Origin of the sequence: Hydrogenophaga sp. (genome assembly GCF_026125825.1) — a bacterium.
Taxonomy (GTDB): Bacteria; Pseudomonadota; Gammaproteobacteria; order Burkholderiales; family Burkholderiaceae_C; genus Hydrogenophaga.
The window spans coordinates 1-23883 of the sequence record NZ_JAHCKK010000017.1; the positions used below are offsets into that span (position 1 = coordinate 1).

22 protein-coding genes and 1 other RNA gene are annotated in these 23883 nt (G+C 67.2%); 17 read left to right on the forward strand and 6 right to left on the reverse strand.

Annotation, left to right across the window (positions count from 1 at the left end; all coding sequences use genetic code 11):
* The 10 genes from KIT86_RS08450 to htpX all read left to right on the forward strand — a co-directional run.
* Positions 1-864 (forward strand): ATP-binding cassette domain-containing protein (locus tag KIT86_RS08450; RefSeq protein ID WP_297397220.1); only part of this gene is annotated, 864 nt, incomplete at its 5' end.
* A 68-nt stretch (positions 865-932) separates the two neighbouring features.
* Complete coding sequence (locus KIT86_RS08455; protein ID WP_297397222.1) at positions 933-1850, forward strand: LysR substrate-binding domain-containing protein; 918 nt, start codon at positions 933-935, stop codon at positions 1848-1850.
* 281 nt (positions 1851-2131) lie between these two features.
* Positions 2132-3031 (forward strand): transporter substrate-binding domain-containing protein, encoded by a 900-nt coding sequence (locus tag KIT86_RS08460; RefSeq protein WP_297397224.1) that lies wholly within the window; start codon positions 2132-2134, stop codon positions 3029-3031.
* 115 nt (positions 3032-3146) lie between these two features.
* Positions 3147-3902: an amino acid ABC transporter permease gene (locus KIT86_RS08465; RefSeq protein ID WP_297397226.1), complete on the forward strand. Its 756-nt coding sequence runs from the start codon at positions 3147-3149 to the stop codon at positions 3900-3902.
* Between the two features lies 1 nt (position 3903).
* Positions 3904-4575, forward strand: coding sequence for an amino acid ABC transporter permease (locus KIT86_RS08470; RefSeq protein WP_291117916.1), 672 nt, complete (start codon positions 3904-3906; stop codon positions 4573-4575).
* Positions 4576-4599: 24 nt separating this feature from the next.
* Positions 4600-5337, forward strand: a complete 738-nt coding sequence (locus KIT86_RS08475) for an amino acid ABC transporter ATP-binding protein (protein ID WP_297397228.1) — start codon at positions 4600-4602, stop codon at positions 5335-5337.
* 135 nt (positions 5338-5472) lie between these two features.
* Positions 5473-6516 carry a dihydroorotase gene (gene pyrC, locus KIT86_RS08480; RefSeq protein ID WP_297397230.1) on the forward strand — a complete coding sequence of 348 codons (1044 nt, stop codon included), beginning with the start codon at positions 5473-5475 and terminating at the stop codon, positions 6514-6516.
* 5 nt (positions 6517-6521) lie between these two features.
* Positions 6522-7277, forward strand: a complete 756-nt coding sequence (locus KIT86_RS08485; RefSeq protein WP_297397231.1) for a DUF3025 domain-containing protein — start codon at positions 6522-6524, stop codon at positions 7275-7277.
* The gene (locus KIT86_RS08490) at positions 7274-8659 is read left to right on the forward strand and encodes a glutamine synthetase family protein (RefSeq protein WP_297397233.1); all 1386 of its coding nucleotides are present in this window, start codon (positions 7274-7276) and stop codon (positions 8657-8659) included. The genes KIT86_RS08485 and KIT86_RS08490 overlap by 4 nt, the downstream gene beginning before the upstream one ends.
* Positions 8660-8758: 99 nt before the next feature.
* Entirely contained in the window at positions 8759-9625 is an 867-nt protein-coding gene (htpX, locus tag KIT86_RS08495; RefSeq protein WP_297397235.1) for a protease HtpX, read from the forward strand.
* 147 nt (positions 9626-9772) lie between these two features.
* Here the strand turns inward: htpX and KIT86_RS08500 are convergent, their stop codons facing one another.
* Positions 9773-10456: a glycine zipper 2TM domain-containing protein gene (locus tag KIT86_RS08500; RefSeq protein ID WP_297397236.1), complete on the reverse strand. Its 684-nt coding sequence runs from the start codon at positions 10454-10456 to the stop codon at positions 9773-9775.
* An 83-nt stretch (positions 10457-10539) separates the two neighbouring features.
* Positions 10540-11634 (reverse strand): GlxA family transcriptional regulator, encoded by a 1095-nt coding sequence (locus KIT86_RS08505; protein WP_297397238.1) that lies wholly within the window; start codon positions 11632-11634, stop codon positions 10540-10542.
* Positions 11635-11762: 128 nt separating this feature from the next.
* Here KIT86_RS08505 and KIT86_RS08510 point away from each other — a divergent pair, with 128 nt between their 5' ends.
* Positions 11763-13079, forward strand: coding sequence for an amidohydrolase (locus tag KIT86_RS08510; protein ID WP_297397240.1), 1317 nt, complete (start codon positions 11763-11765; stop codon positions 13077-13079).
* Here KIT86_RS08510 and KIT86_RS08515 read toward each other — a convergent pair.
* Complete coding sequence (locus KIT86_RS08515) at positions 13066-14916, reverse strand: NAD(P)/FAD-dependent oxidoreductase (protein ID WP_297397242.1); 1851 nt, start codon at positions 14914-14916, stop codon at positions 13066-13068. The two genes, KIT86_RS08510 and KIT86_RS08515, sit on opposite strands and share 14 nt — an antisense overlap.
* Before the next feature lie 133 nt (positions 14917-15049).
* Here KIT86_RS08515 and KIT86_RS08520 point away from each other — a divergent pair, with 133 nt between their 5' ends.
* From KIT86_RS08520 to rnpB, 3 genes are all read left to right on the forward strand, one after another.
* Positions 15050-15640 carry a DUF2239 family protein gene (locus tag KIT86_RS08520; RefSeq protein ID WP_297397244.1) on the forward strand — a complete coding sequence of 197 codons (591 nt, stop codon included), beginning with the start codon at positions 15050-15052 and terminating at the stop codon, positions 15638-15640.
* A gap of 33 nt (positions 15641-15673) precedes the next feature.
* A complete protein-coding gene (locus tag KIT86_RS08525; protein ID WP_297397246.1) occupies positions 15674-17029 on the forward strand; it encodes an MATE family efflux transporter in 1356 nt (451 codons plus the stop codon).
* A 20-nt stretch (positions 17030-17049) separates the two neighbouring features.
* An RNA gene (gene rnpB / locus KIT86_RS08530) (RNase P RNA component class A) lies at positions 17050-17399 on the forward strand.
* Between the two features lie 2 nt (positions 17400-17401).
* Here rnpB and KIT86_RS08535 read toward each other — a convergent pair.
* On the reverse strand, positions 17402-18415 hold the full coding sequence (locus KIT86_RS08535) for a LysR family transcriptional regulator (protein WP_367185431.1): 1014 nt from the start codon (positions 18413-18415) through the stop codon (positions 17402-17404).
* A 117-nt stretch (positions 18416-18532) separates the two neighbouring features.
* Between KIT86_RS08535 and KIT86_RS08540 the strand changes: the two genes are divergently transcribed.
* Positions 18533-19585 (forward strand): aromatic ring-hydroxylating dioxygenase subunit alpha, encoded by a 1053-nt coding sequence (locus KIT86_RS08540; protein WP_297397250.1) that lies wholly within the window; start codon positions 18533-18535, stop codon positions 19583-19585.
* A 40-nt stretch (positions 19586-19625) separates the two neighbouring features.
* Positions 19626-20762 carry an ABC transporter substrate-binding protein gene (locus tag KIT86_RS08545; RefSeq protein WP_297397252.1) on the forward strand — a complete coding sequence of 379 codons (1137 nt, stop codon included), beginning with the start codon at positions 19626-19628 and terminating at the stop codon, positions 20760-20762.
* Positions 20763-20776: 14 nt separating this feature from the next.
* On the opposite strand, the gene KIT86_RS08550 is transcribed toward KIT86_RS08545, so the two are convergent.
* Both KIT86_RS08550 and KIT86_RS08555 read right to left on the reverse strand, forming a co-directional pair.
* Positions 20777-21190, reverse strand: a complete 414-nt coding sequence (locus tag KIT86_RS08550; RefSeq protein ID WP_297397254.1) for a low affinity iron permease family protein — start codon at positions 21188-21190, stop codon at positions 20777-20779.
* Positions 21191-21207: 17 nt separating this feature from the next.
* On the reverse strand, positions 21208-22929 hold the full coding sequence (locus KIT86_RS08555; RefSeq protein ID WP_297397256.1) for an MBL fold metallo-hydrolase: 1722 nt from the start codon (positions 22927-22929) through the stop codon (positions 21208-21210).
* Between the two features lie 70 nt (positions 22930-22999).
* On the opposite strand from KIT86_RS08555, the gene dapF reads away from it, so the two are divergent.
* On the forward strand, positions 23000-23875 hold the full coding sequence (gene dapF, locus KIT86_RS08560; protein ID WP_297397258.1) for a diaminopimelate epimerase: 876 nt from the start codon (positions 23000-23002) through the stop codon (positions 23873-23875).
* The last annotated feature ends 8 nt before the right edge of the window (positions 23876-23883 follow it).

The window sequence follows — 23883 nt, forward strand, 5'->3', positions numbered from 1 at the left end:
GTGCTCTACAGGGAAATCAAGCAGAGCCTGACCGACCTGGAAAAGATGTTCGCGCTGATGGAAAAAGAGCGGGAGATCGCCGACGTGCCGGGCGCGCGGCCGCTTCAGCTTTCGGGTCCGCCGGCCGTGGCGTTCGAGAACGTGCGCTTTTCCTACGAGCCGGCGCGCGAGATCCTGCACGGCATCAGCTTCGAGATTCCGCCGGGCAAGACGGTGGCCGTCGTCGGCCCGTCAGGTTCGGGCAAGAGCACGCTGGCCCGCCTGCTTTACCGCTTCTACGACGTGAGCAATGCCGACGAGGGCGGGCGCATCACCATCGATGGGCAGGACATCAAGGCCGTCACCCAGGCCAGTGTGCGCCAGGCCATCGGCATCGTGCCGCAGGACACGGTGCTGTTCAACGACACCATCGAATACAACATCCTCTATGGCCGCCCCGATGCGGGGCACGAAGCGGCGGTGCAGGCCGCCCAGGCGGCGCACATCCACCCGTTCATCCAGCACCTGCCCCTGGGCTACGCGACCATGGTGGGCGAGCGCGGTCTCAAGCTCTCGGGTGGCGAGAAGCAGCGCGTGGCGATCGCCCGCACGCTGCTGAAGAATCCGCCGATCCTGATTTTCGACGAGGCCACTTCGGCCCTGGATTCGGCCAATGAACGCGCGATCCAGGCCGAACTGAGAAGCGCGGCTCGCAACAAGACCACGCTGGTGATCGCGCACCGCCTCTCCACCGTGGTGGATGCGCACGAAATCCTGGTCTTGGTCAACGGCGACATCGTGGAGCGGGGTACCCACGCCGAATTGGTGACCCGGTCCGGGGTGTACGCGGGCATGTGGGCACTGCAGCAAAGCGGCAGCGACTGATTGCGATTTCCCCTCAGGTCGTACCATTCCCGGCGGCTCTGCGTCCGGCCGTTCCATAATCGCCGTCCATGGAAACCAAATGGCTCGAGGATTTTGTCAGCCTCGCCGAAACCCGCAGCTTCAGCCGTTCGGCGCAGCTGCGCCACGTGACCCAGCCCGCTTTTTCCCGGCGCATCCAGTCGCTGGAAGCCTGGGCGGGCACCGATCTGGTGGATCGCTCTTCGTACCCCACGCGCCTCACGCCCGCGGGCCAGACGCTGTATGACCAGGCACTGGAGATGCTGCAGGCGCTGCAAAGCACGCGCGCCACGCTGCGCGCCCACACCGCCGCCGCACAGGACGTGATCGAATTCGCCGTCCCGCACACCCTGGCCTTCACCTTCTTCCCGTCCTGGCTCTCGGGTTTGCGCGAGACCTGCGGGCCGATCAAGAGCCGTTTGATCGCCATGAACGTGCACGACGCCGTGCTTCGTCTGGTGGAAGGCAGTTGTGACCTCCTGATCGCCTACCAGCACGCGGCCCAGCCCATCCAGCTCGATGCGGCCCGCTACGAGATGCTGCACCTGGGCTCGGAGGTGCTTTCACCCTATGTGCGTCCTGACGCGCAGGGCCTGCCGCAGTACGCGTTGCCGGGGTCGCCCCAGCAGCCGCTGCCCTACCTGGCCTATGCGCCGGGCGCCTACCTTGGGAGGGCGGTGGACCAGATGCTCAAGCAGAGCAGCACACCGGTGCACCTGGACCGCATCTACGAAACCGACATGGCCGAAGGCCTGAAAGCGATGGCCCTGGAAGGCCATGGCATCGCCTTCCTGCCAGCCAGCGCGGTTCGCAAGGAGGTGCGGGCCCGCAAGCTCGTGTCCGCCGGCGGGTCGCTGGAGACCGCACTGGACATCCGCATCTACCGCGAGCGGTCTTCCACGCGCAGGGCCAAAGGGCCGGTGGAACAGTTCTGGAATGACCTGCGCAAGAAGCTCGAAAGTCCCTGATCCATCTTGTCTCATAGGCGATACAGGCGATGCACCGCCAAGGCCATTGGGGAAAATCCGTACATGAATGGTTTGCATAATGGCCGCTGCAATCAGCATTGGATGCGAAGGATGCCGCTGGCTACAGTCGCGAGTTCCGCCTTTGACAGGGTGGGAATTCCCGGGTGGAACGGAGCTTGCGTAGGGAGCATCATGCAAAAGCCCCCCAACGCGACGACGTCGTTGAGCATCCGGTCCTGATCGCTGGTTCCATCATCTTTTCTACAAGCAAGGAGATCCCTATGAAGAAACACCTGCTCGCTCTGGCCGTGACCACACTGGCCGTCGGCAGCGCCTTTGCACAGGCCGGCGACACACTGGCCAAGATCAAGGCGTCTGGCAGCGTGTCCCTGGGCGTGCGCGAGTCCTCCGGACTGGGCTACACGCTGGGCAACGGCAAGTACGTCGGTTTCCACACCGAAATGGGCGAAATCGTTCTGGCCGACATCCAGAAGCAGCTCGGCCTGGCCAAGCTCAATATCAACTACCAGCCGGTGACCTCGCAGAACCGCATCCCCCTGGTGCAGAACGGCACCGTCGATCTGGAGTGCGGCTCGACCACGAACAACGCCACGCGCCAGAAAGACGTGGCCTTCGCCGTGACCACCTACGTGGAAGAGGTGCGCATCGCCGTCAAGGCCAACTCCGGCATCACCAGCATCAAGGACCTCAACGGCAAGACCGTGGCCACCACCACCGGCACCACCTCGGTGCAGACCCTGCGCAAGAACGAGCGCGCCGGCGGCATTGACTTCAAGGAAGTCTATGGCAAGGACCACGCCGACAGCTTCCTGGCGCTGGAAAGCGGCCGTGCCGACGCTTTCGTGATGGACGGCTCCATCCTGGCGGCCAACATCTCCAAGTCCAAGAACCCTGCCGACTACAAGATCGTGGGTGAAGTGCTGTCGGTCGAGCCGATCGCCTGCATGCTGCGCAAGGATGATCCGGCCTTCAAGAAGGCCGTGGACGACAGCATCAAGCGCCAGATCGCCGACGGTTCGCTGGCCAAGCTGTACGACAAGTGGTTCATGCAGCCCATTCCGCCAGCCAACGTGAAGATCGGCCTGCCCCTGTCCGATGCCACCAAGGCGGCCTGGGCCAACCCGAACGACAAACCGATGGAAGACTACGCCAAGAAGTAAGCCACGCACCGAGCAGACGCCCCTTCAAATGGACCCATTTGAAGGGGCGTTTTCGTGGCGCCCGCGCAAAAGCGCGGCGTGATCCGGACAAGCAACAGAGAGAAAAGGGGCTCCTATGAGCTGGGATTGGCAGGTGTTCTGCGAGGACACCATTGAGCGGCAGCCGGTGGAGAGCTGCTTTGGCAAGGGGGGAGACATCACCTATCTGGACTGGATGCTCTCGGCCTGGGGCTGGACAGTGTCCGTGTCGCTGCTGGCGCTGCTGCTGGCGCTGGTGCTCGGCATCCTGATTGGCACGCTGCGCACGCTTCCCGACCGACCCATGGTGGTGCGGCTGGGCAATGCCTGGGTGGAGTTGTTCCGCAACATCCCGTTGCTGGTGCAGATTTTCCTGTGGTACCACGTGGTGCCCACGATGTTCCCTGTCATGCGGGGCGTGCCCGGCTTCGTGCTGGTGGTCTTTGCCCTGGGCTTCTTCACCTCGGCGCGCATCGCCGAACAGGTGCGCTCGGGCATCCAGGCCCTGCCGCGCGGTCAGCGCTACGCGGGCATGGCCATGGGCTTTACCACCTTCCAGTACTACCGCTATGTGCTGCTGCCCATGGCGTTTCGCATCATCATTCCGCCGCTGACCAGCGAGACCATGAACATCTTCAAGAACTCCTCGGTGGCGTTCGCGGTGTCGGTGTCGGAGCTGACCATGTTCGCGATGCAGGCGCAGGAAGAGACCTCGCGCGGCATCGAGGTGTACCTTGCCGTGACGGGCCTGTACATCATCTCGGCCTTCGCAATCAACCGCATCATGGCCTTCATCGAGAAGCGCGTGCGCATACCGGGCTTCGTCGTGGCAGGCGGAGCGGGAGGCCACTGACATGAACCTCAACCTCGACTTTTCCTTCTACAACTGGGACCTCATCAGCAACTTCGTGCTGAAGGGCCTGTACTTCAGCGTGATGCTGACTGTCGTGGCCACGCTGGGCGGCATCTTCTTTGGCACCATCCTGGCGCTGATGCGCCTGTCGGGCAAGAAGTGGCTGGACACGCCGGCCACGATCTACGTCAACGGCATGCGCAGCATTCCGCTGGTGATGGTGATCCTCTGGTTCTTCCTGCTGGTGCCGCTGCTGATCGGGCGCCCCATCGGCGCGGAGGTGTCGGCCGTGGTCACCTTCATCGCCTTCGAGGCGGCCTATTTCAGCGAGATCATGCGCGCGGGCATCCAGTCGATCCCGCGCGGCCAGGTGTTCGCCGGCCAGGCGCTGGGCATGAGCTATGGGCAGAACATGAAACTGGTCGTGCTGCCGCAGGCGTTCCGCAACATGCTGCCGGTGCTGCTCACGCAGACCATCATCCTGTTCCAGGACACTTCGCTCGTCTACGCCATCGGTGCCTACGACATGCTCAAAGGCTTCGAGGTCGCAGGCAAGAACTTCGGCCGACCGATCGAGGCCTACCTGGCCGCCGCCGTGGTCTATTTCGTCATGTGTTACGCGCTGTCGTGGCTCGTCAAGCGGCTGCACAAGAAAATTGCCATCATTCGTTGATGCCATCGAAACCCAGGAATTGCAATGATTGAACTCAAGAACGTCTCCAAGTGGTATGGCAGCGTCCAGGTGCTGACCGATTGCTCCACCAACATCCAGAAGGGCGAGGTCGTCGTGGTGTGCGGCCCGTCGGGCTCGGGCAAGTCGACCCTCATCAAGACCATCAACGCGCTCGAGCCTTTCCAGAAGGGTGAGATCACGGTCGATGGCATTGCGGTGCACGACCCCAAGACCGACCTGCCCAAGCTGCGCAGCCGCGTGGGCATGGTGTTCCAGCACTTCGAGCTGTTCCCGCACCTGTCGGTGACGGAGAACCTCACGATCGCACAGATCAAGGTGCTGGGGCGCAGCCCGGACGAAGCCAAGAAGCGTGGGCTGAAGATGCTCGACCGCGTGGGCCTGTCGGCGCACAAGGACAAGTTCCCGGGCCAGCTGTCGGGTGGGCAGCAGCAGCGCGTGGCCATTGCACGCGCGCTGTCCATGGACCCCATCGTGATGCTGTTCGACGAACCCACCTCGGCGCTCGACCCCGAGATGGTCGGCGAGGTGCTGGACGTGATGGTCGGCCTGGCGCACGAGGGCATGACCATGATGTGCGTGACGCACGAGATGGGCTTTGCGCGCAAGGTCAGCAACCGCGTGATCTTCATGGACGTCGGCGGCAAGATCCTGGAGGATTGCTCCAAGGACGATTTCTTCGGCAAGCCCGAGGAACGCCAGCCGCGCACCAAGGACTTCCTCAACAAGATCCTGGCGCACTAAAAGGCAACCCCTGGCGCGTTCTGCGCGTCCCCCTCAAGGGGGGCGCACCCTGGGACCGGGAAAACCAGATTTTCGGGTGCCCTCGATTCGGGCGTGTCTTGCCGGCTGCATGTGGACGGATGGGAGAATACGGTCATGAACCGCGCCACCGACACCCTCACGATCACCCGACCCGACGACTGGCACCTCCACGTGCGCGATGGCGAAGCCTTGCACACCGTGGTGCCGCACACCGCCGCCCAATTTGGCCGCGCGATCATCATGCCCAACCTGAAGCCGCCGGTGACCACGGCGGCGCAGGCCACGGCCTACCGCGACCGCATCCGCGCCGCCGTGCCCGAGGGCATGAGCTTCGAACCGCTGATGACGCTCTACCTCACCGACAACCTGCCGCCCGAGGAAATTGCGCGCGCCAAGGATGCGGGCGTGGTCGCCCTCAAGCTTTATCCGGCGGGCGCCACCACCAACAGCGATGCCGGTGTGACGGACATTCGCAAGACGTACAAGACGCTGGAAGCGATGCAGCGCGCCGGCTTGTTGCTGCTGGTGCACGGTGAAGTCACGTCGCCCGACATCGATCTGTTCGACCGCGAGGCGGTGTTCATCGATGAACAATTGATTCCTCTGCGGCGCGACTTTCCCGAACTCAAGATCGTGATGGAGCACATCACCACCCGCGAGGCCGCGCAGTACGTGGGCGAGGCTGGCGCATTCACGGCCGCCACGCTCACGGCCCACCACCTGCTCTACAACCGCAATGCCATCTTCACCGGTGGCATCCGCCCGCATTACTACTGCCTGCCGGTGCTCAAGCGCGAGACCCACCGCCAGGCGCTCGTGGCTGCCGCCACCAGCGGCAGCGACCGCTTCTTCCTGGGCACCGACAGCGCGCCGCACCCGGCCCATCTGAAGGAGCACGCCACCGGCTGCGCCGGCTGCTACACCGCGCACGCCGCGATCGAAATGTATGCCGAGGCCTTCGACTCGGTGGGCGCGCTGGACAAGCTCGAGGCTTTTGCCAGCTTCCACGGCCCGGCGTTCTACGGCCTTGCGCGCAACAGCGGCACCGTCACCCTCAAGCGCGAGAGCTGGACCACGCCCGAGAGCTTCCGGTTTGGTGAGGCCGATCTCAAGCCGCTGCGCGGTGGCGAGGCCTTGCCCTGGCGCCTGCAAGCCTGACTCCCTTGGAACTGGCGCTCGACTGGAACGCGCCCTGGTTCGCACCCGTGGCCCATGACGGGCGGGCGGTGGCCGCATCTCTGGCGGGGGGGCAGCCCTGGCCGCAGGCGCTGGGTGGCGCCGCACCGGTGCGCTTCGTGCCGCAGGGCGAATTGCCCGTTGGCACCGCTTACGAGCAGTTCATCTTCGAGACCGGCCGCGTGCCCACGCGCGAAAACCTGCACGACTTCTTCAATGGCCTGTGCTGGCGCCGTTTCCCGTTGACCAAGCAGCGCCTGAACCGGCTGCAGGCCGCGCAGATCGCCGCCGACGGCGTGCGCGCCGTGCGGGGCCCGGTGCGCGACGCGCTCACCCTGTTCGACGAAAACGCCGCGCTGCTGCAGGCCCCCGAGCCGCTCTGGGAGGCCTTGGCGGCCCGCGACTGGCTCCGCCTGTTCGTGACGCTGCGCCCCTTCTGGTCGCAGGCGCGGCTGGTGCTGTTCGGCCACGCCCTGCTGGAAAAACTGGTGGCGCCCTACAAGTCGATCACCGCCCACGTGTACCGTGCGCCGGTGCCGCCGTCGCTGGGCGACGACCTGGCCGCATGGGATGCATGGCTGGCGCAGGGTCTGAGCTCGACGGTGCTGGCGACCAAACCGTTCACACCCCTGCCGGTGCTGGGCGTGCCGGGCTGGTGGCCGGCGAACGAAGATCCCGCTTACTATGCCGACGCCAGGGTGTTTCGCCCCAGGCGCACCGATGCCCCGATGGACAACCCATGACCCAGCCCGCCACGCCCTCCTGGTCCCACCTGAACCTGGCGCACGACGCCGATCGCGCCGAACTCGCCGCGCATTTCCGCGCCACCGGCGTGCGCGACGTGGAATGCCTGTTCGCCGACGTCACCGGCTACCCGCGCGGCAAGCTCATGCCTGCGGCCAGTTTCGCCGCGGGTGGCGAGCTGCGCATCTGCCAGGCGATTCCCATGCAGTGCGTGACGGGCGAGTATTCCTACGACAAGGTCTTCCCCGACAGCGATCCCGACGTGCGCCTGGTGCCCGATCTCTCCACGCTCAAGCTCGCCCCCTGGGCCAGCGTGCCGCGCTACCTCGCGGTGCACGACTGCGTGGAACTCGACGGCAGCCTGTGCGAGTTCGCCCCGCGGTCGGTGCTCAAGAACGTGGTGGCGCGCTATCAGGCCCTGGGGCTGGCGCCCGTGGTCGCGCCGGAGATCGAGTTCTACCTGACCGCGGCCATGACCGACCCGGCCCAGCCGCTGACGGCACCGCTGGGGCGGGGCGGGCGGCCTGAGGTCGGACAGTCGGCTTTCAGCCTCAATGCGCTCAACGAGCTCGCGCCGTTCTGGGATGCGTTTTACGCCGCCATCGACGCGCTCGGCATCCGGGCCGATACCTGGCTTCACGAAGTCGGACCCTGCCAGTACGAGATCAACCTGCTGCACGGCGACCCGGTCGCCGTGGCCGACCAGGCCTTCCTGTTCAAGACGGCGGCGCGCGAGATCGCGCTGCAACACGGTCTCAATGCGGTGTTCATGGCCAAGCCCCTGGCGGGCGAGGCGGGCAGTTCCATGCACCTGCACCAGAGCGTGGTGGATGCCCAAGGCCGCAACATCTTCAGCCAGGCCGATGGGTCCGAGAGCGAGGCCTTCCTGCACTACATCGGGGGCTTGCAGGCCTTCACGCCCGATCTCACGTTGATCTATGCACCCACCGTCAATTCCTACCGCCGCTATGTCGCGGGCAGCCAGGCACCGATCAACGTGGAATGGGGCCGCGACAACCGCACCGCCGGGCTGCGCGTGCCCGTGAGCCCGCCGGTCGCGCGCCGGGTGGAGAACCGCCTGGCCGGCGCCGACGCCAACCCCTACCTGGCCATGGCTGCCACCCTCGCAGCCGGTCTGGAGGGGCTGCAGACGCGCTGCCTGCCAGGCGAACCCGTGCAGGACAATGGCTACGACCTGCCTCGCGGCCTGCCGCGAACTTTTTTCACCGCCCACGAACAAATGGCCCAGAGCGCGCACGCGCCACGCCTGCTGGGCGAGCGTTTCGTGCGCGCCTACCTCGCGGTCAAGGCGCTGGAACACGAGAGCTTCCTCCATGAGATCAGCGCCTGGGAACGGCGTTTCCTGCTGCCCCAGGTGTGAGTCGGGGTGTGCGCTCAAAGGCTGGCGCCGCTTGAAGAACCGCGTGGGCGGCCCCACTTATCATCCCGCAGTCGTCGATACCTAGAAACCGGAGTCCCCATGAAACGCATCCTGCTGTTCGTCCTGACCAACTTCGCCGTGATGGCGGTGCTGTTGATCACCACCCGCATCCTGGGCGTGGATCGCTTCCTCACGGCCAACGGGCTGAACATGACGGCGCTGGCCGGGTTCTCGCTCGTGATCGGCTTCGGTGGCGCCATCATCTCGCTGCTGATCAGCAAGCCCATGGCCAAGTTCAGCGCGGGGGTGCGCGTGATCAACCAGCCGCAGAACGCCGACGAAGCCTGGATCGTGGAGACCGTGCGCCGTTTCGCCGACAAGGCCAACATCGGCATGCCCGAGGTGGGTATCTTCGAGGGCGCACCCAATGCCTTCGCCACCGGCGCGTTCAAGAACTCGGCCCTGGTGGCAGTGTCCACGGGCCTGCTTCAGAACATGACCAAGGAAGAGGTCGAGGCCGTGATCGGCCACGAGGTGGCGCACGTGGCCAACGGCGACATGGTCACCATGACATTGATCCAGGGCGTGATGAACACCTTCGTGGTGTTCCTCAGCCGGGTCATCGGTTACGCAGTCGACGCCTTCCTGCGCAGGGGCAGCGACAACAACTCGGGCCCCGGCATCGGCTACATGGTCACCACCATCGTGATGGACATCGTGCTGGGCTTCCTGGCCGCCATCATCGTGGCCTGGTTCAGCCGTCAGCGCGAGTTCCGCGCCGACGCGGGTGCCGCCAGCCTGATGGGCCGCAAGCAGCCGATGATCAATGCGCTGGCCCGCCTGGGCGGCCTCACGCCGGGCGAGTTGCCCAAGACCATGCAGGCGCTGGGCATCACCGGTGGCCTGGGCAAGCTGTTTTCCACCCACCCGCCGATCGAGGAGCGCATTGCCGCTTTGCAGAAGTGATCCCCCGCACCGCCTGCGGCGTCACCCTCAGGGGGGCGCGCCAGGCGGTCCGGTCACACCGGTGATAAGGGTGCCCTGGTTGAAAGTCCTCCTTCTCCGGGCATGAAAAAAGCGACCCTCGGGTCGCTTTTTTTTGTGGAGGCCGGCTCAGCGGTTGCGTTCCCAGCGGTCGTTGCCGCGCCGGTCGTGGTAGCCGTCGTGGCGCGGGTACGGGTAGCCCGGGCCCCAGCGGTTGCCCGGGTAGCTGGGGTAGTAGGTGGTGCCGATCGTGATGCGGGTGGACGGCTCCACGTACTGCGTCTGCGGCTGGTAGGACGGGTAGACCACAGGCGGCGGGAGTGGCGGCAGGGCGTCGGCCGGGGTGACGTTCAGGCGCACGAAGCGGCCCGGGTCCTGCGGCATCTGCGTGCGGTACTGGCGACCGGCGTACTCGTAGACCACGTCGTAGGCCACGGTGCGGTTTTCATAGAACGTCTGCGTGCCGCACTGGCGATAGGTTTCGGTGTAGGGCTGGCTCGGGCCCTCGATGCGGTTGCCGAGCATGGCGCCACCGATCAGACCGATCACGGTGGCGGCGGCACGGCCACCGCCGTCGCCGATCGCATTGCCCACCGCGCCGCCGGCGATGCCGCCGATCAGGGCACCGGCGCCGGACTTCTGGCCCTGGTAAGTCACCTGCTGGTCGCTGCAGACCTCGCGCGGCACGGCCACCTGCTGGATGACGGGTGTGCTGCTGATCACGCGGCCTTGTTCATCCTGCGCGTGCGCCACGCCGCTGCCGGCCAGGGCGAGCAAGCCGGTCATCACGGGAATCAGAACGGGGGTTTTCATGGAGAACTCCTTATGGGGGTAGCCTGAAGCATGCACCGCTTGTGTCAAGCCCGGATGCCCATGCTGTAAAGATTCGTGTCGTTCTACGGGGTTCCCGGCTTTTTTGCCGCCGATCGCAGGGCCGCCAGCGCGGTGCCCACGCTGTCGCTGGTGTCCACGCGCCAGCGACGGCGGGGTGCGCGCAGGGCATGCCGTTGCCGATAGGCGGTGGGGGTGAGTCCCGTGTGGCGCGCGAAGATGCGGCGAAACGCCGCCGGGTCGGCGTAACCGCAAGCCAGCGCCACCGAGGGCACGCTCTCCAGCGTGATCTCGAGCAGCACGCGCGCCCGGGCACAGCGCAGGCTGTGCAGGTGGTCCAGCGGCGAGTGACCCAGCTCCTGTTGAAAGTGGCGCAGCAGGGTGCGGGTGCTCACGGCTGCGGCGGTCGCCAGCGCCGCCAGGTCGTAGGGCTGCTCCACGCGCTGCTCCATCCAGGCGATGGCGCGCGCCAGTGTGCTGTCGCGGGTGTTGGGAATCGTGTGCGACGCCTGCATGGCGGCGAGTTCGCGGTGGCGGTCGGGCCGCAGGACCGCCGACAGGGCCGCGGCTGGCTCGGCGCCCAGGGCGTGCCGCGCCAGCGCAATGGCGAGTGGGCCCAGGTCGGCAGGGTAAGCGGTGCTGAGCCAGGGGCCGTCTTCGCAGAAACCGGGCCCGGCCTCGGGTTTCAGATCGGGGAAGTCGCGGCGCAGCCCGGCGACGTAGTACCAGGCCAGCGCGAGGCGTCGTCCATCCAGCCGCCCGCTGTGGGCTGCGAACCAGGCGCCGTTGCCCACCGTGCACACCAGGCCGCCCATGTCCACCATCAGCGCGGCCCGGCGCGCAAGTGCTGCGTGGCGCTGCACCGCCAGGCGAAGGGCCGGGATGTCGGCCAGGTGCAGCGGCGCGACGAACAGCGCGGCAGCTGGGGTGTCGCCGCTTTGGCCTTCGAGGGTGAGCGCCTGCAGCAGGCCTTCCTCGGCGCGCAGCGGCTGTCCCAGGGCATCCACAAAACGCCAGGCGATGCGCGGCGCCCGCGCGCCCAGGCGCAGACCGGCCATGAGGTTGGCGGTGCGCAGCAGCTCCACCAGCGCCAGGGCATGGCCCACGGCACTCTCTGGCAGGACGGCTATCTCGACGACAAACGGGCGTGAGGGCGGCATGGCGGTATCGGCTTTCGGAATGGCGATATTAGCTTTCGGCTGAACAAGCTCGCCTCTTAGCATGAAGACCTCATTCACTTCCCCCAGGGTTATTTCTGATGCGCTTGTCCCTATCAAAGTCCGCTCTCGTGGCCGCGCTCGCGGCCAGCGGTGGTTTCTGGCTCACCACGCCCGCGGCGGCCCAGGCGCTCGATGCGGCCGGTTTCAAGCAGATCGAAACGGCCGTGGACGCGCTCGCACCCAAGATGGTGGCCTGGCGCCGTGACATCCATGAGCATCCCGAGCTCTCGGGGCAGGAAGTGCGCACCGCCCAACTGGTGGCCACGCACTTGCGCAAGCTGGGCATGGAGGTGCAGACCGGGGTGGGCGGCACTGGGGTGGTGGGCACCCTGCGTGGTGGTCTGCCAGGCAAGGTGGTGGCGCTGCGCGCCGACATGGACGCGCTGCCGGTGGAAGAGAAGACCGGCCTGGCGTTCGCCTCGAAGCAGAAGGCCAACTACCTCGGCAAAGAGGTGCCGGTGATGCACGCCTGCGGCCACGACGCCCACGTGGCGATGCTGATGGGCGCGGCCGAGGCGTTGGCGGGGCTGCGTGCGCAGCTGCCGGGCACGGTGAAGTTCATCTTCCAGCCAGCCGAGGAGGGCGCGCCCGTCGTGGCGGATGCCAGCGGCAAGGTGCCCAGCTTCGGCGCCAAGGCGATGATCGAGGCCGGCGCATTGAAGGACGTGCAGGCCATCTACGGCCTGCACATCACGTCCAACCTGCCTTCGGGCGTGGTGGGCTACCGCAGCGGCCCCTTGATGGCGGGGTCGGACGCGCTGACCATCCATGTGGACGGGCGCGGCGGCCATGGGTCGTCGCCTTGGGCCGCGGTCGACCCGGTCGTGGCGTCGAGCCAGGTGGTGCTGGGTCTGCAGACCATCGTGAGCCGCCAGCTCAACATCAGCAAGGAGCCGGCGGTCATCACCATCGGCTCGATTCAGGGAGGCACGCGTTACAACATCATTCCCGACAGCGTGGAAATGATGGGCACGCTGCGCACTTTCGACGAGGAGATGCGCGAGGAAGCCAAGAAGCGCATCGTGACCACCGCCGAGTCGATCGCGGCCTCCAGCGGCGCGAAGGCGCGTGTGAGCTTCGGCCCGGTGGCCTACCCGGTCACCACCAATCCCGCCAAGCTGACCGAGGCCTCCCTGCCGGCACTGCGCGAGGCGCTGGGTGGCAAGGTCATGCTGATTCCCAAGGTGAGCGGTTCGGAGGACTTCTCGGAGTTCCAGAAGGTGGTGCCCGGCTTCTTCTACTTCCTCGGTGCGCCGCAGAAGGGCATGGACTTCAACAAGGCGCCTTCCAACCACTCGCCGCTGTTTGACATTGACGAGGCCCAGCTGCCGGTGGGTGCCCGCTCGCTGGCCGCGCTGGCGGTGGACTTCCTCAGGCGGCCTTGAGGTCTGCCGGGGTGATCTCGCCAAGCAGGTCTTTGGCGAGCGCCTCGGCCACCCGCAAGCCGTCCACACCGGCCGAGAGAATGCCACCCGCATAGCCAGCGCCTTCGCCGGCCGGGTACAGGCCGCGCGTGTTCAGGCTCTGGCAGTCGTCGCCACGCGTGAGACGCAGCGGCGACGAGGTGCGGGTCTCGACACCGGTCAACACCGCGTCGGGCATGTCGTAACCCCGCACCTTGCGGCCGAACACCGGCAAGGCTTCACGCATGGCTTCGATGGCGTAGGCGGGCAGGGCGGGAGCGAGGTCACCGAGTTTCACGCCCGGCCGGTACGAAGGCTCCACTTCGCCCAGCGTGCTCGACGGCGTGGATTTCAGGAAGTCGCCCACCAGCTGGCCAGGCGCCTCGTAATTGGCGCCCCCCAACTGGAAAGCGCGGGCTTCGAGTTCGCGCTGCAGCACGATGCCGGCCAGCGGATGCGTGCGGCCTTGCGGCGCGAGCGCGCGGGCCTGTTCGGCGTAGCGCGCGCCATCGGTCTCGCCGAACGCGGCGGTCCACCGCGGCAGATCTTGCGCCAGCGCCTGTGGGAAGTCGCTGGGCTCGATGCCCACCACCAGGCCCGCGTTGGCGTTGCGTTCGTTGCGCGAGTACTGGCTCATGCCGTTGGTGACCACGCGCCCGGGCTCGGAGGTGGCGGCCACCACCGTGCCGCCCGGGCACATGCAAAAGCTGTAGACCGCGCGGCCGTTCTTTGCGTGGTGCACCAGCTTGTAGTCGGCCGCACCCAGAAGAGGGTGGCCGGCATGGCGGCCCCAGCGCGCGCGGTCGATCACACCTTGCGGGTGTTCGATGCGAAAGCCGATGGAAAACGGCTTGGCCTCCATGAACACGCCCGCGTCCCACAGCAGGGCGAAGGTGTCACGCGAACTGTGGCCCAGGGCCAGCACCACGCGCCGCACCGGCATGTCGATGGTCTCGCCGCTGTCCAGGCGCCGCACCCGCAGGCGGTCGATGCGCCGGCCTTCCTCGCCTTCGCCCGCCAGGCCGAAGCCGCAGACCTGGTGTTGGAAGCGGATTTCGCCGCCCAGGGCCACGATCTTCTCGCGCATGGCTTCGACCACCCGCACCAGCTTGAAGGTGCCGATGTGCGGATGCGCGGTATAGAGGATCTCGGGTGGCGCACCCGCCTCCACGAACTCGTGCATCACCTTGCGGCCGAGGAAGCGCGGGTCCTTGATCTGGCTGTAGAGCTTGCCGTCGGAGAACAGCCCGGCACCGCCCTCGCCGTACTGCACATTGCTCTCGGGGTTGAGCGCGTGCTTGCGCCACAGGCCCCAGGTGTCTTTGGTGCGCTCGCGCACCGGCTTGCCGCGTTCGAGCACGATGGGCCGAAACCCCATTTGCGCCAGCGCCAGCGCTGTGAACAGGCCGCAGGGCCCCAACCCCACCACCACCGGCCGCTCGCACTGGTCGCCGGGCCACGGTGCCGGTGCGTGGCCGGGGGGATGCCAGCCCATGTCGGGCGTGGGCTGGATGTGGGGCTTGCCCGCGTGCGCAGCCAGCAGGGCCGATTCCCGCCCCGGGTCGGCCAGGGCCACATCGACGATGTACACCGCGAGCAAGTCGGCCTTGCGCGCATCGAAGCTGCGCTTGAAGACCTCCAGGTGGGCGATCTCGGTGGCCTCGATGCCCATCGCGGCGGCGGCCAGCCCCGTCAGGGCCTCGATGGGATGCGGGGGCGGCAGCCGGTCGAATTCGGTCTCGGTCGGGGCGTCGGCGGCGCGGCGGTGTTCGGCTGGCACGGCGTCCAGCGGCAGCTTGAGTTCGGAGAGTCGGATCATGAAGTCGTGGGGGCTTGTGTTGATCAAGCAGAAGACAGAGCCCGCGTATTGTCGTCAATGCGCGGCAAGCTCGGTGCGGCCCTGCTCTAAATAACCCGGGTTAAATTATTAAACCCGGGTATAATGCGGCCGCATGAAAGATGCTCTCTGCCCCACCTGCACCGCCTTCCTGGGCGCGAAGCGCGTGGCGTTCGGCCCCTACGACGAGGTGGCGAAGGCGCTCGCCACGTTGGACCTCACGGCCGGCGGCCTGCTGGTGTTCGACGACGCCACCGGGGCGCAGGTCGATCACCCCTGGCCGCCCGGCCACCCGGCCGCGCCCGCCGATGGCGCAAGCCGCGCGGCACCCGCCGCCGCCCCGCAGGTGGGTCGCCCGCGCATGGGGGTGGTGGCGCGCGAGGTGACGCTGTTGCCGCGCCATTGGGAGTGGCTTGCACAGCAGCCGGGCGGCGCCTCGGCGGCCCTGCGACGCCTGGTCGAGGAAGCCCGCCGCACCCACGCCGGGCGCGACGGCTGGCGCCAGGCCAAGGAGCGCGCGTACCGCTTCATGAGCGCCATCGCGGGCGGCTTTGCCGGCTTCGAGGAGGCCTCGCGCGCACTGTTCGCCCAGGACGCCCCGGCCTTTGCACGCTGCATCGCCGACTGGCCGCCCGACGTGCAGGCCCACCTGGCCTGGCTCGCGCGCGACGCGTTCGCGCCCGAAACGGCGGCACCATCCGCCTGATTGCTCTTCAATACCAACGACAAGAAGCCCTCCATGCCCCATGCTCCTCAAGGCCCGCTCTGGCGCGTCTACCTCGTTTTTCTTGTGCCCATGGTGCTGTCCAACATCCTGCAGGGGTTGTCGGGCACGCTCAACGGCATCTTCATCGGCCAGATGCTGGGCACGCACGCGCTGGCGGCGGTCTCGGGCATGTTCCCGATCGTGTTCTTCTTCATCTCGCTGGTGATCGGCATCGGCGCGGGCGCCTCGGTCCTCATCGGCCAGGCCTGGGGCGCGCGTGAGCCGCACAAGGTCAAAGCCATTGCAGGTACCGCGCTGGTGCTGGGCGCCTTGATCGGCCTGGTCGCCGCGGTGCTCGGCGTGGTGTTCGCGCGGCCGGCGCTGCAGGCCCTGGGCACACCGGTGGATGTGCTCGACGACGCGGTGGCCTACGCTCGGGTGATGCTGCTGATCATGCCGCTGCTGCTGGTCTTCATCCTGTTCACGCAGCTGCTGCGTGGCGTGAGCGACACGGTCTCGCCCCTGATCGCGCTGCTGTTGTCAACCGCGCTGGGCCTGCTGCTCACGCCAGCGCTGATCCAGGGCTGGCTGGGCCTGCCGCGCCTGGGCATCCAGAGCGCGGCTTACGCGGGACTGGTGTCCTATGCGGCAGCGCTGGGGTTCCTGGCGTGGAGGTTGGGCCGCAAGCACCATGTGCTGGCCGTCGACCGCGAATTGATCGGCGCGCTGCGGCTGGACCGCGACATTCTGGCCAAGGTGATGCGCATCGGCATCCCGACCGGGCTGCAGATGGTGGTGATTTCAGTCTCCGAGCTCGTGATCCTCGCGCTGGTGAACGGCCACGGCTCACAGGCCACGGCCGCCTATGGTGCGGTCACGCAGGTGGTGAACTACGTGCAGTTTCCCGCGCTGTCCATCGCGATCACCGCGTCCATCCTGGCCGCCCAATCCATCGGTGCGGGCCGGGTGGACCGCCTGGGCGCCATCCTGCGCACCGGCCTGTGGCTCAACGCCGTGCTCACCGGCGCCCTGGTGCTGCTGGGCTACGCGCTCTCGCACAAGCTGATGGGGCTGTTCCTCACGCAGCCCGAGGTGCGTGCGCAGGCCGAGCACCTGTTGCACATCATGCTCTGGAGCATCCTGGTGTTCGGCTTCCAGGCCGTCGTGGGGGGCCTCATGCGCGCCAGCGGCGTGGTGCTGGTGCCCATGGCCATCTCGGTCTTCTGCATCCTGGCCATCCAGCTGCCGGCGGCCTATGTGCTCGACGCAAAGATGGGCCTGCCGGGCGTCTGGGTGGCTTTCCCGGTGGCCTATGTCGCCATGCTGGCCATGCAGACCGCCTACTACCGGCTGGTGTGGCGGCACCGCAAGATCGAGCGACTGGTTTGAGCAGGCGATAATCGGCGCGTGAAGCGCACCAGACCGCCGCTGGCACGACATCCCGAAAGGGTGTGCTGGAGGAACGTCCGGACTGCACAGGACAGCGTAGGAGGTAACACCTCTCCGCCGACAAGCCCATCGAGCTCGCTCGATGGGCCCTAAGGTGAGGATCAGAGCAACAGAGACGAGCCGATTCAGTTCGGGTGAAACGGGCAATCTCTACGCGCAGCAACACCAAATAGGCCAGCGTTGACGTGGTTCCGCGGAGCTGGCGGGTAGGTGGCACCGAGCCGGGGAGTGATCCTCGGCCCAGATGAATGGCGGTCACGTCCAGGGCAACTTGGGCGCACAGAATCCGGCTTATCGGTGCGCTTCACACTTTTATGTCCCCGCACCCCGCCGCTGGGCAGGTCGCTGCCCCCCGGGCTTACTGATCCGGCGCCGGATCGGCGTGGGGGCGCCGTACATCGACTGCTCCACCGCACGCCATTCGTCCGACTGTTCGTTGAACAACTGCGACACCTGCGCGCGCAGCCACTGGTTGCGCGTGTCGTGGCGGTAGAGCCGGTGCCAATGCTGTTGCACGGCAAAGCGCGGCGGATCGAACGGCGGGCGCACCAGCCGGATGGCACCGCTGCGGGCCACGCTCATGCCGGCGGCCAGCGGCACTGTGGCCACCAGTTCCGATTCGGCGATCACCGCCGCCAGGCTCATGTAGTGCGGCGTGCGCAGCACCACATGGCGGTGGATGCCCCTGCGCTCGATGAAGCGGTCCACCAGATCCGTGCTGCGCGCGGGCGAGCTCACCAGCGCATGGTGCAGCGACTCGAAGTCCTTCAGGCTCAGGCGCGTCTGTGCATGGGGGTGGTCGGCGCGCATCACGCAGGCGAAGGTGTGCATGTAGAGCCGCTGGTGGAAGAACACCTGCTTGTTCAGGTCGGGGAAGTAGCCCATGGCCAGGTCGGCCTCGCCGGCTTCCATTGCGGCCTCCAGCTGCGACGTGGGCAAGGGGAAGCAGCGGACCGAGGCGTGCGGCGCGTGCACCGCCAGGTGCCGGATCAGGCGTGGCAGGAAAACGATCTCGGCCACGTCGGCCATGACCAGTCGGAACTCGGTCTGCGTGGTGGCCGGGTCGAACTGCGGATCGGCCAGGATGCCGGTGCGCACCTGTCCGAGCACGGCGCGCGCGGTGCCCACCATCTCGCGTGCCCGCGGCGTGGGCTCCATGCCGCCGGAGGTGCGCACGAACAACGTGTCCTCGAACTGCAGGCGCAGCCGGTTGAGCGCGGTGCTGAACCCGGACTGGCTCATGCCGATTTGCTGCGCGGCTCGCGTGACGCTGCGCGTGTCGTCCAGGCTCACCAGCACGCGCAGCAGGTTGAGGTCGAAATCCATCATCGCTCCGACAGATAGTGTGTATCGGCATTGTGTATTGATGGAGTGGACCTGTCACCCTAGATTCCGTCTCCAGACCGGCAGCCCACGATGCCGCCGGCAAAAGGAGACAAGGACATGTTCGTCAAGAATTGTTGGTACGTCGCGGCCTGGGACCACGAGGTGCTGGCCGACACGCTGCTCGAACGCGGCATCCTCAACCAGTCCATCCTGATCTACCGCCTGGCCGACGGCACGCCGGTGGCCCTGGACAACAAGTGCCCGCACCGGCACGCCCCGCTGCACATGGGGCGGCGCGAGGGCGACAGCGTGCGCTGCATGTACCACGGCCTGAAGTTCGACGCCGCAGGCCAGTGCACCGAGATCCCCGGGCAGGACCGCATCCCGCCCAAGCTGTGCGTGAAAAGCTACCCCATGGTGCAGCGCGGGCGCTGGCTGTGGATCTGGATGGGCGATCCGGCGCGGGCCGACGAGGCGCTGATTCCTGACGCGTACTCGCTCAACCACCCCGAGTGGCGCATGAAGCCGGGCTACTTGCACTACAAGGCGGACCACCAGCTGATTTCCGACAACCTGCTGGACTTCTCTCACTTGTCTTACGTGCACGAGAAGACGCTGGGGGGCTCGCCCAACATCGCCGAGGTGAAGCCGGTGATCGAACGGCTGGAGCGCGGCGTGCGCGTGACGCGCGACGTGCACAACACCGTGCCGGCGCCCTACCACGCGCGCCTGGGCGGTTTCACTGGCAAGGTCAACCGGCGCTTCAGCTACGACTACCTGGTGCCCGGCGTCCTGCTCATGGCCGCCAGCGTCAAGCCTGCCGACACGCCGGAGGACGACATGACCGGCGCCCTGCAGTTTCACAGCTGCCAGGCGCTCACACCGGAGACCGACACCACCACGCACTACTTCTTCATGCAGGCGCACAAGTTCAAGCTCGACGACGCGACCATCACCGAGTCGATTTACCAGAGTTTGTGCACGGCCTTTGAAGAGGATCGCCGCATCATCGAGGCGCAGCAGCGCCTGATCAGCCGCACGCCGCCCAGCGCCATGCAGCCGATCGCCGCCGACGCGGCGCTCAACCAGTTCCGATGGTTGCTCAAGCGCCTGCACGACGAAGAGGCTGCGAGCACCCCGGGCGTCACCGCGCTGCAGCAGGTGGCTTGAACGCCGCGCAGCCCCATTCCACCCAAGAAGGAGACACAAGATGAAGCCATTCCTGCGCCTGGCCGCGCTGACCACCCTGGCGCTGAGTGGCGTCGGTGCCCAGGCCGAGATCGTGATCGGTGCGAGCTTCTCGATCACCGGGCCGGCGGCGGCCCTGGGCATTGCGCCGCGCAACACCATCCAGCTTTTCCCGACCGAGATCGCTGGCGAGAAAGTCCGCTATGTGGTGCTCGACGACGCCACCGACCCGACCGCTGCCGCGCGCAACGCGCACCGGCTGGTCACCGAGGAAAAAGTGGACCTGATCATCGGCTCCACCGCGAGTCCCCCGGCCATTGCCATCGCCCAGGTCGCCAGCGAGTCGCAGACCGTGCAGCTTGCCGCGGCGCCGATCGACCTGCCTGAGGAGCGCGGCCAGTGGACTTACCGCCTGCCGCAGAGCATTTCGCTGATGGCGCAGGGCACGATCGAGCACATGAAGAAGAGCGGGGCGAAGACCTTCGGCTTCCTGGGCTACTCGGATGCCTATGGCGAATCGTGGCTGCGCGAGATGACGCGCTATGGCAACGAGGCCGGGCTCAAGCTGGTGAGCGTGGAGCGCTTCGGCCGCGCCGACGCATCGGTGACCGCGCAGGCGCTCAAGGTGCTCGCGCCCAACCCCGACGCCATGCTGGTGGTGGCCTCGGGCAGCGGTGCGGTGATGCCGCAGAAGGCGCTGGTGGATCGCAACTACAAGGGCCGGATCTACCAGACCTTCAGCGCCGTCGCGCCCGACCTGTTGCGCATGGGCGGCAAGGACGTGGAGGGCACGCTGGGGCTGTCCGGCCCCGCCGTGGGCGCCGACCAGTTGCCCGACAGCCACCCGTCCAAACCGGTCGCGCTCGATTTCGTCCGGTTGTACGAAGCGAAGTTCGGCGCTGGCAGCTACAACCAGTTCGCGGCGAACATCTGGGGCGCCAAGCTGTTGCTCGACAAAGCGATTCCGGTGGCGTTGAAGCAGGCCAGGCCGGGTACGGTGGAGTTCCGCCAGGCCTTGAAGAAAGCCATCGAGAACACCGGTGAGGTCGTGGTGCCGCAGGGGGTGCTCAAGTACAGCGCCAGCGATCACTATGGCTACGACCACCGTGCCCGCTTTGTGCTCAGGGCCCGCAACGGCGTCTGGGTCGCTGCAGACTGACGGCGAAGAGACGCTCAGGCGTCCTGGATGTCGGTGTCCGTGCCGCCGCGTTTGAGCCGCTCGCGCGCCTGGCTTGCCAGAGCCTCGTACTTCACGCGGAAGGCGTCGAGCTCTTCCTCTTCCAGTTCTTCGAGATCCAGCAGGGCGGTGTGTGCGCCCTGGGTCGCTCGGATCAGTTCGTCGAGCTTCACCTGGATGGCCTCGGTGTCGCGGTTCTGCGTGTTCTGGATCAGGAACACCATCAGGAAGGTGACGATGGTGGTGCTGGTATTGATCACGAGCTGCCAGGTGTCGCTGAAGCCGAACAACGGCCCGGTGACCAGCCAGACCAGGATGAGCACGACCGCCAGCGTGAAAACACGAGGGCGGCCGCTCAAGCGCGCCGCGGCCTTGGCAAACTGGGAGTACCGGTTGGTGGACTTCGGCATGGGAGGCTCCGGCGGGTTCAGAGGTTAAAGCCGCCCAGGCTCTGCAAGCGTTCCACGTGGGCCATCAGCGAGCGCTTGGCCACTGGCCACAGGCGATCGGGCACGTCGTCGTAGGCCAGCTTCACCCAGTCGTCCATGGTGCCCTCGGGGGCGGCCTGCATGGCTCGCGCCACTTTGGCCTCGCGTGCGAGACGGTGCGCCTTGAGGTGGGCGATGGCCGCGCGCGCGCCGCCGTGCTCGGGAGCGCTGGGGTTCTCGGCCGTGCGTTTCAGGTCTCCCAGCACGTAGCCGTGCGCGGGCAGCAGGAACTCGATGCCATGGCGCTCGCACAGCGCATCCAGCTTGTCCAGCGAGTCGAGGTAGGCGCCCATGTTGCCGTCGGGCGGATCGATCACGGTGGTGCTGCCGTTGAGGATGTGGTCGCCGGTGAACAGCAGGCCGTCTTCCACCAGTGCCAGGCACAGGTGGTTGGCCGCATGGCCCGGTGTGTGCACCACTTCCAGTGTGTGCGACACCGTGGCGTCGCCGGCCTGGCCCAGCAGCACGAGCTGTTCGCCATCGGCCAGCACGCGTTCGGGCGTGAAGCGGCTGTTCTCGCGCGAGGTGGGGGCGCTGGGCAGGCCAAGGATGGGCGGCTTCTCCAGCCCGGCGGCTGTGCAAAGCGCCTGCAGGCGCGGCGCCCCGGGCGAGTGGTCGGGGTGCGAATGGGTGCAGACGATGGCCTGGATGCGCCCGCCCGCGGCGCGCCACAGGCGCTCGATGTGGCTGGGCTCGTCCGGGCCTGGGTCGATCACGATGTGGCCGCTGGCCGGGTCGCCCACGATGTAACTGTTGGTGCCCGGGCCGGTCATGAAACCGGGGTTGGGCGCGGTCAGGCGCTGCACGTTCTTGAGCAGCTGCACGGGCTGTTCGTGTTGCCAGTCCAGGTTGTGGGCGATCTGGCCGTCGGGACAGACCATGGCGAGTTCGCCGAAGGGCGGCTCGTGTTCCATGTGGCGGGACTCGGCACCGTGCACCAGGCCGGCGCGCGGGCAGCTGGTCCACAGCGGCTCGTCGTTGCTGCCGCAAGCGTCGAGCACTGCCTGCACAGTGGCGTAGCTCTGCAGGCGCTCGAGGGTGCGGATGGTCGGAAAGATGATGAAAAACCCGCCCGCCTTGTGCCGCTCCAGCGCGTCGGCCGGGCGCACCCAGCACGGCTCGAACTGCTCGGCCTCGTCGGCCACCGGCTGTTGCCCGGGGGGCATGCGAGCGACGAGAAACGGCACGTCGAAGCGCCTGGGCAGGTCGCGATCGGTGATCCAGTGCGCAAGCACGAACACGCCCGCGCCGTCCAGCGTGAGGGCCCGCGCCTGGCACTGCGCGGCGAACGGGGCCTTGCGGTCCAGGGTTGCGATGTCGCTGTCGTCCACCGGCGAGCCGTCGGCCCGGTGTGCAAGCAGCACGCCGAGTTCTTCGAAGCTCTCGCGGATGGCGGCGATCGCCTGAGTGAGGTGCAGGTCGCTCTGCGTCGGGCGGCGCGTGGCAATGCCGTGGGCCAGGGCGTCGGCGGCATCGATGCCGCCGCCAGGGAAGACGTAGGCCCCCGGCGCGAAGCTGGCCGTCATGGAGCGGCGGGTCATCAGCACCTCGATGCCCGGGCGGGCCGGGTCGGTGCTGTCGCGCAGCAGCAGCACGGTGGCGGCGGGCCGCACGGCGGCAAGCGGGCGGGGCGGGTGCAGGAGTTGGGTGGGGCGGACCATGCGGGCATTTTGCGGCAAGGCGCCGCCGCGCGCTCACGCCCGCGCGGCGCAGGGCGGATAATCGATGGCCATGCACATCCGATTCACCAAGATGCAGGGCGCCGGCAACGACTTTGTCGTGCTTGACGAGACGCAGGGCCGCCTGGGCCTGAGCGCCGCGCAATACCGCTTCCTGGCCGACCGCCATTTCGGCGTCGGTGCCGACCAGATCCTCAGCGTGCGCGCCTCGCCCGGGCGCGGGCTGGACTTCGAGTACGTGATTCACAACGCCGACGGCGGACAGGTGGAGCAATGCGGCAACGGCGCGCGCTGCTTTGTGCGCTATGTGCACGACAAGGGCCTGAGCACGAAGAACCCGCTGCGCGTGAAGGTGATGAATGCCGAGCTGGAGCTGAAGATGCACACCGACGGCCGCGTGACCGTGGACATGAGTCCACCGGTGTTCGCCCTCGATCGCGTGCCGTTCAGCGCCGAAGGCCTCACGCCCGAGCCGATGGGCGGCTTCGAACGCTGGCCGCTGGCGCTGCCCTACGCGGGGGACGTGCCGGTGGCCGTGCTTTCCATGGGCAATCCGCACGCGGTGCTGCTGGTGGACGATGTGCAGGCCGCTCCGGTGCCGTCGTGGGGGCCCTGGATCGAAACGCACGAGCGCTTTCCCCGGCGCGTCAATGCCGGATTCCTGCAGGTGGTCAACCGCCGCGAAGTGCGCTTGCGCGTGCACGAGCGCGGCGCGGGCGAGACCCTGGCCTGCGGCACGGGCGCCTGCGCCGCCGTGGTGGCCGGCATCCGCCTGGGCCTGCTCGACGAGCGGGTGGATGTGCACACCCGGGGAGGCGTGCTCACCATCGAGTGGAAGGACACCCCCGCCCACGACCAGCCGGTCTTCATGACCGGTCCCGCCACCACCGTTTTCGACGGCGAGATCGACATTCCCGACCTCGCCTGAGTCCCGCC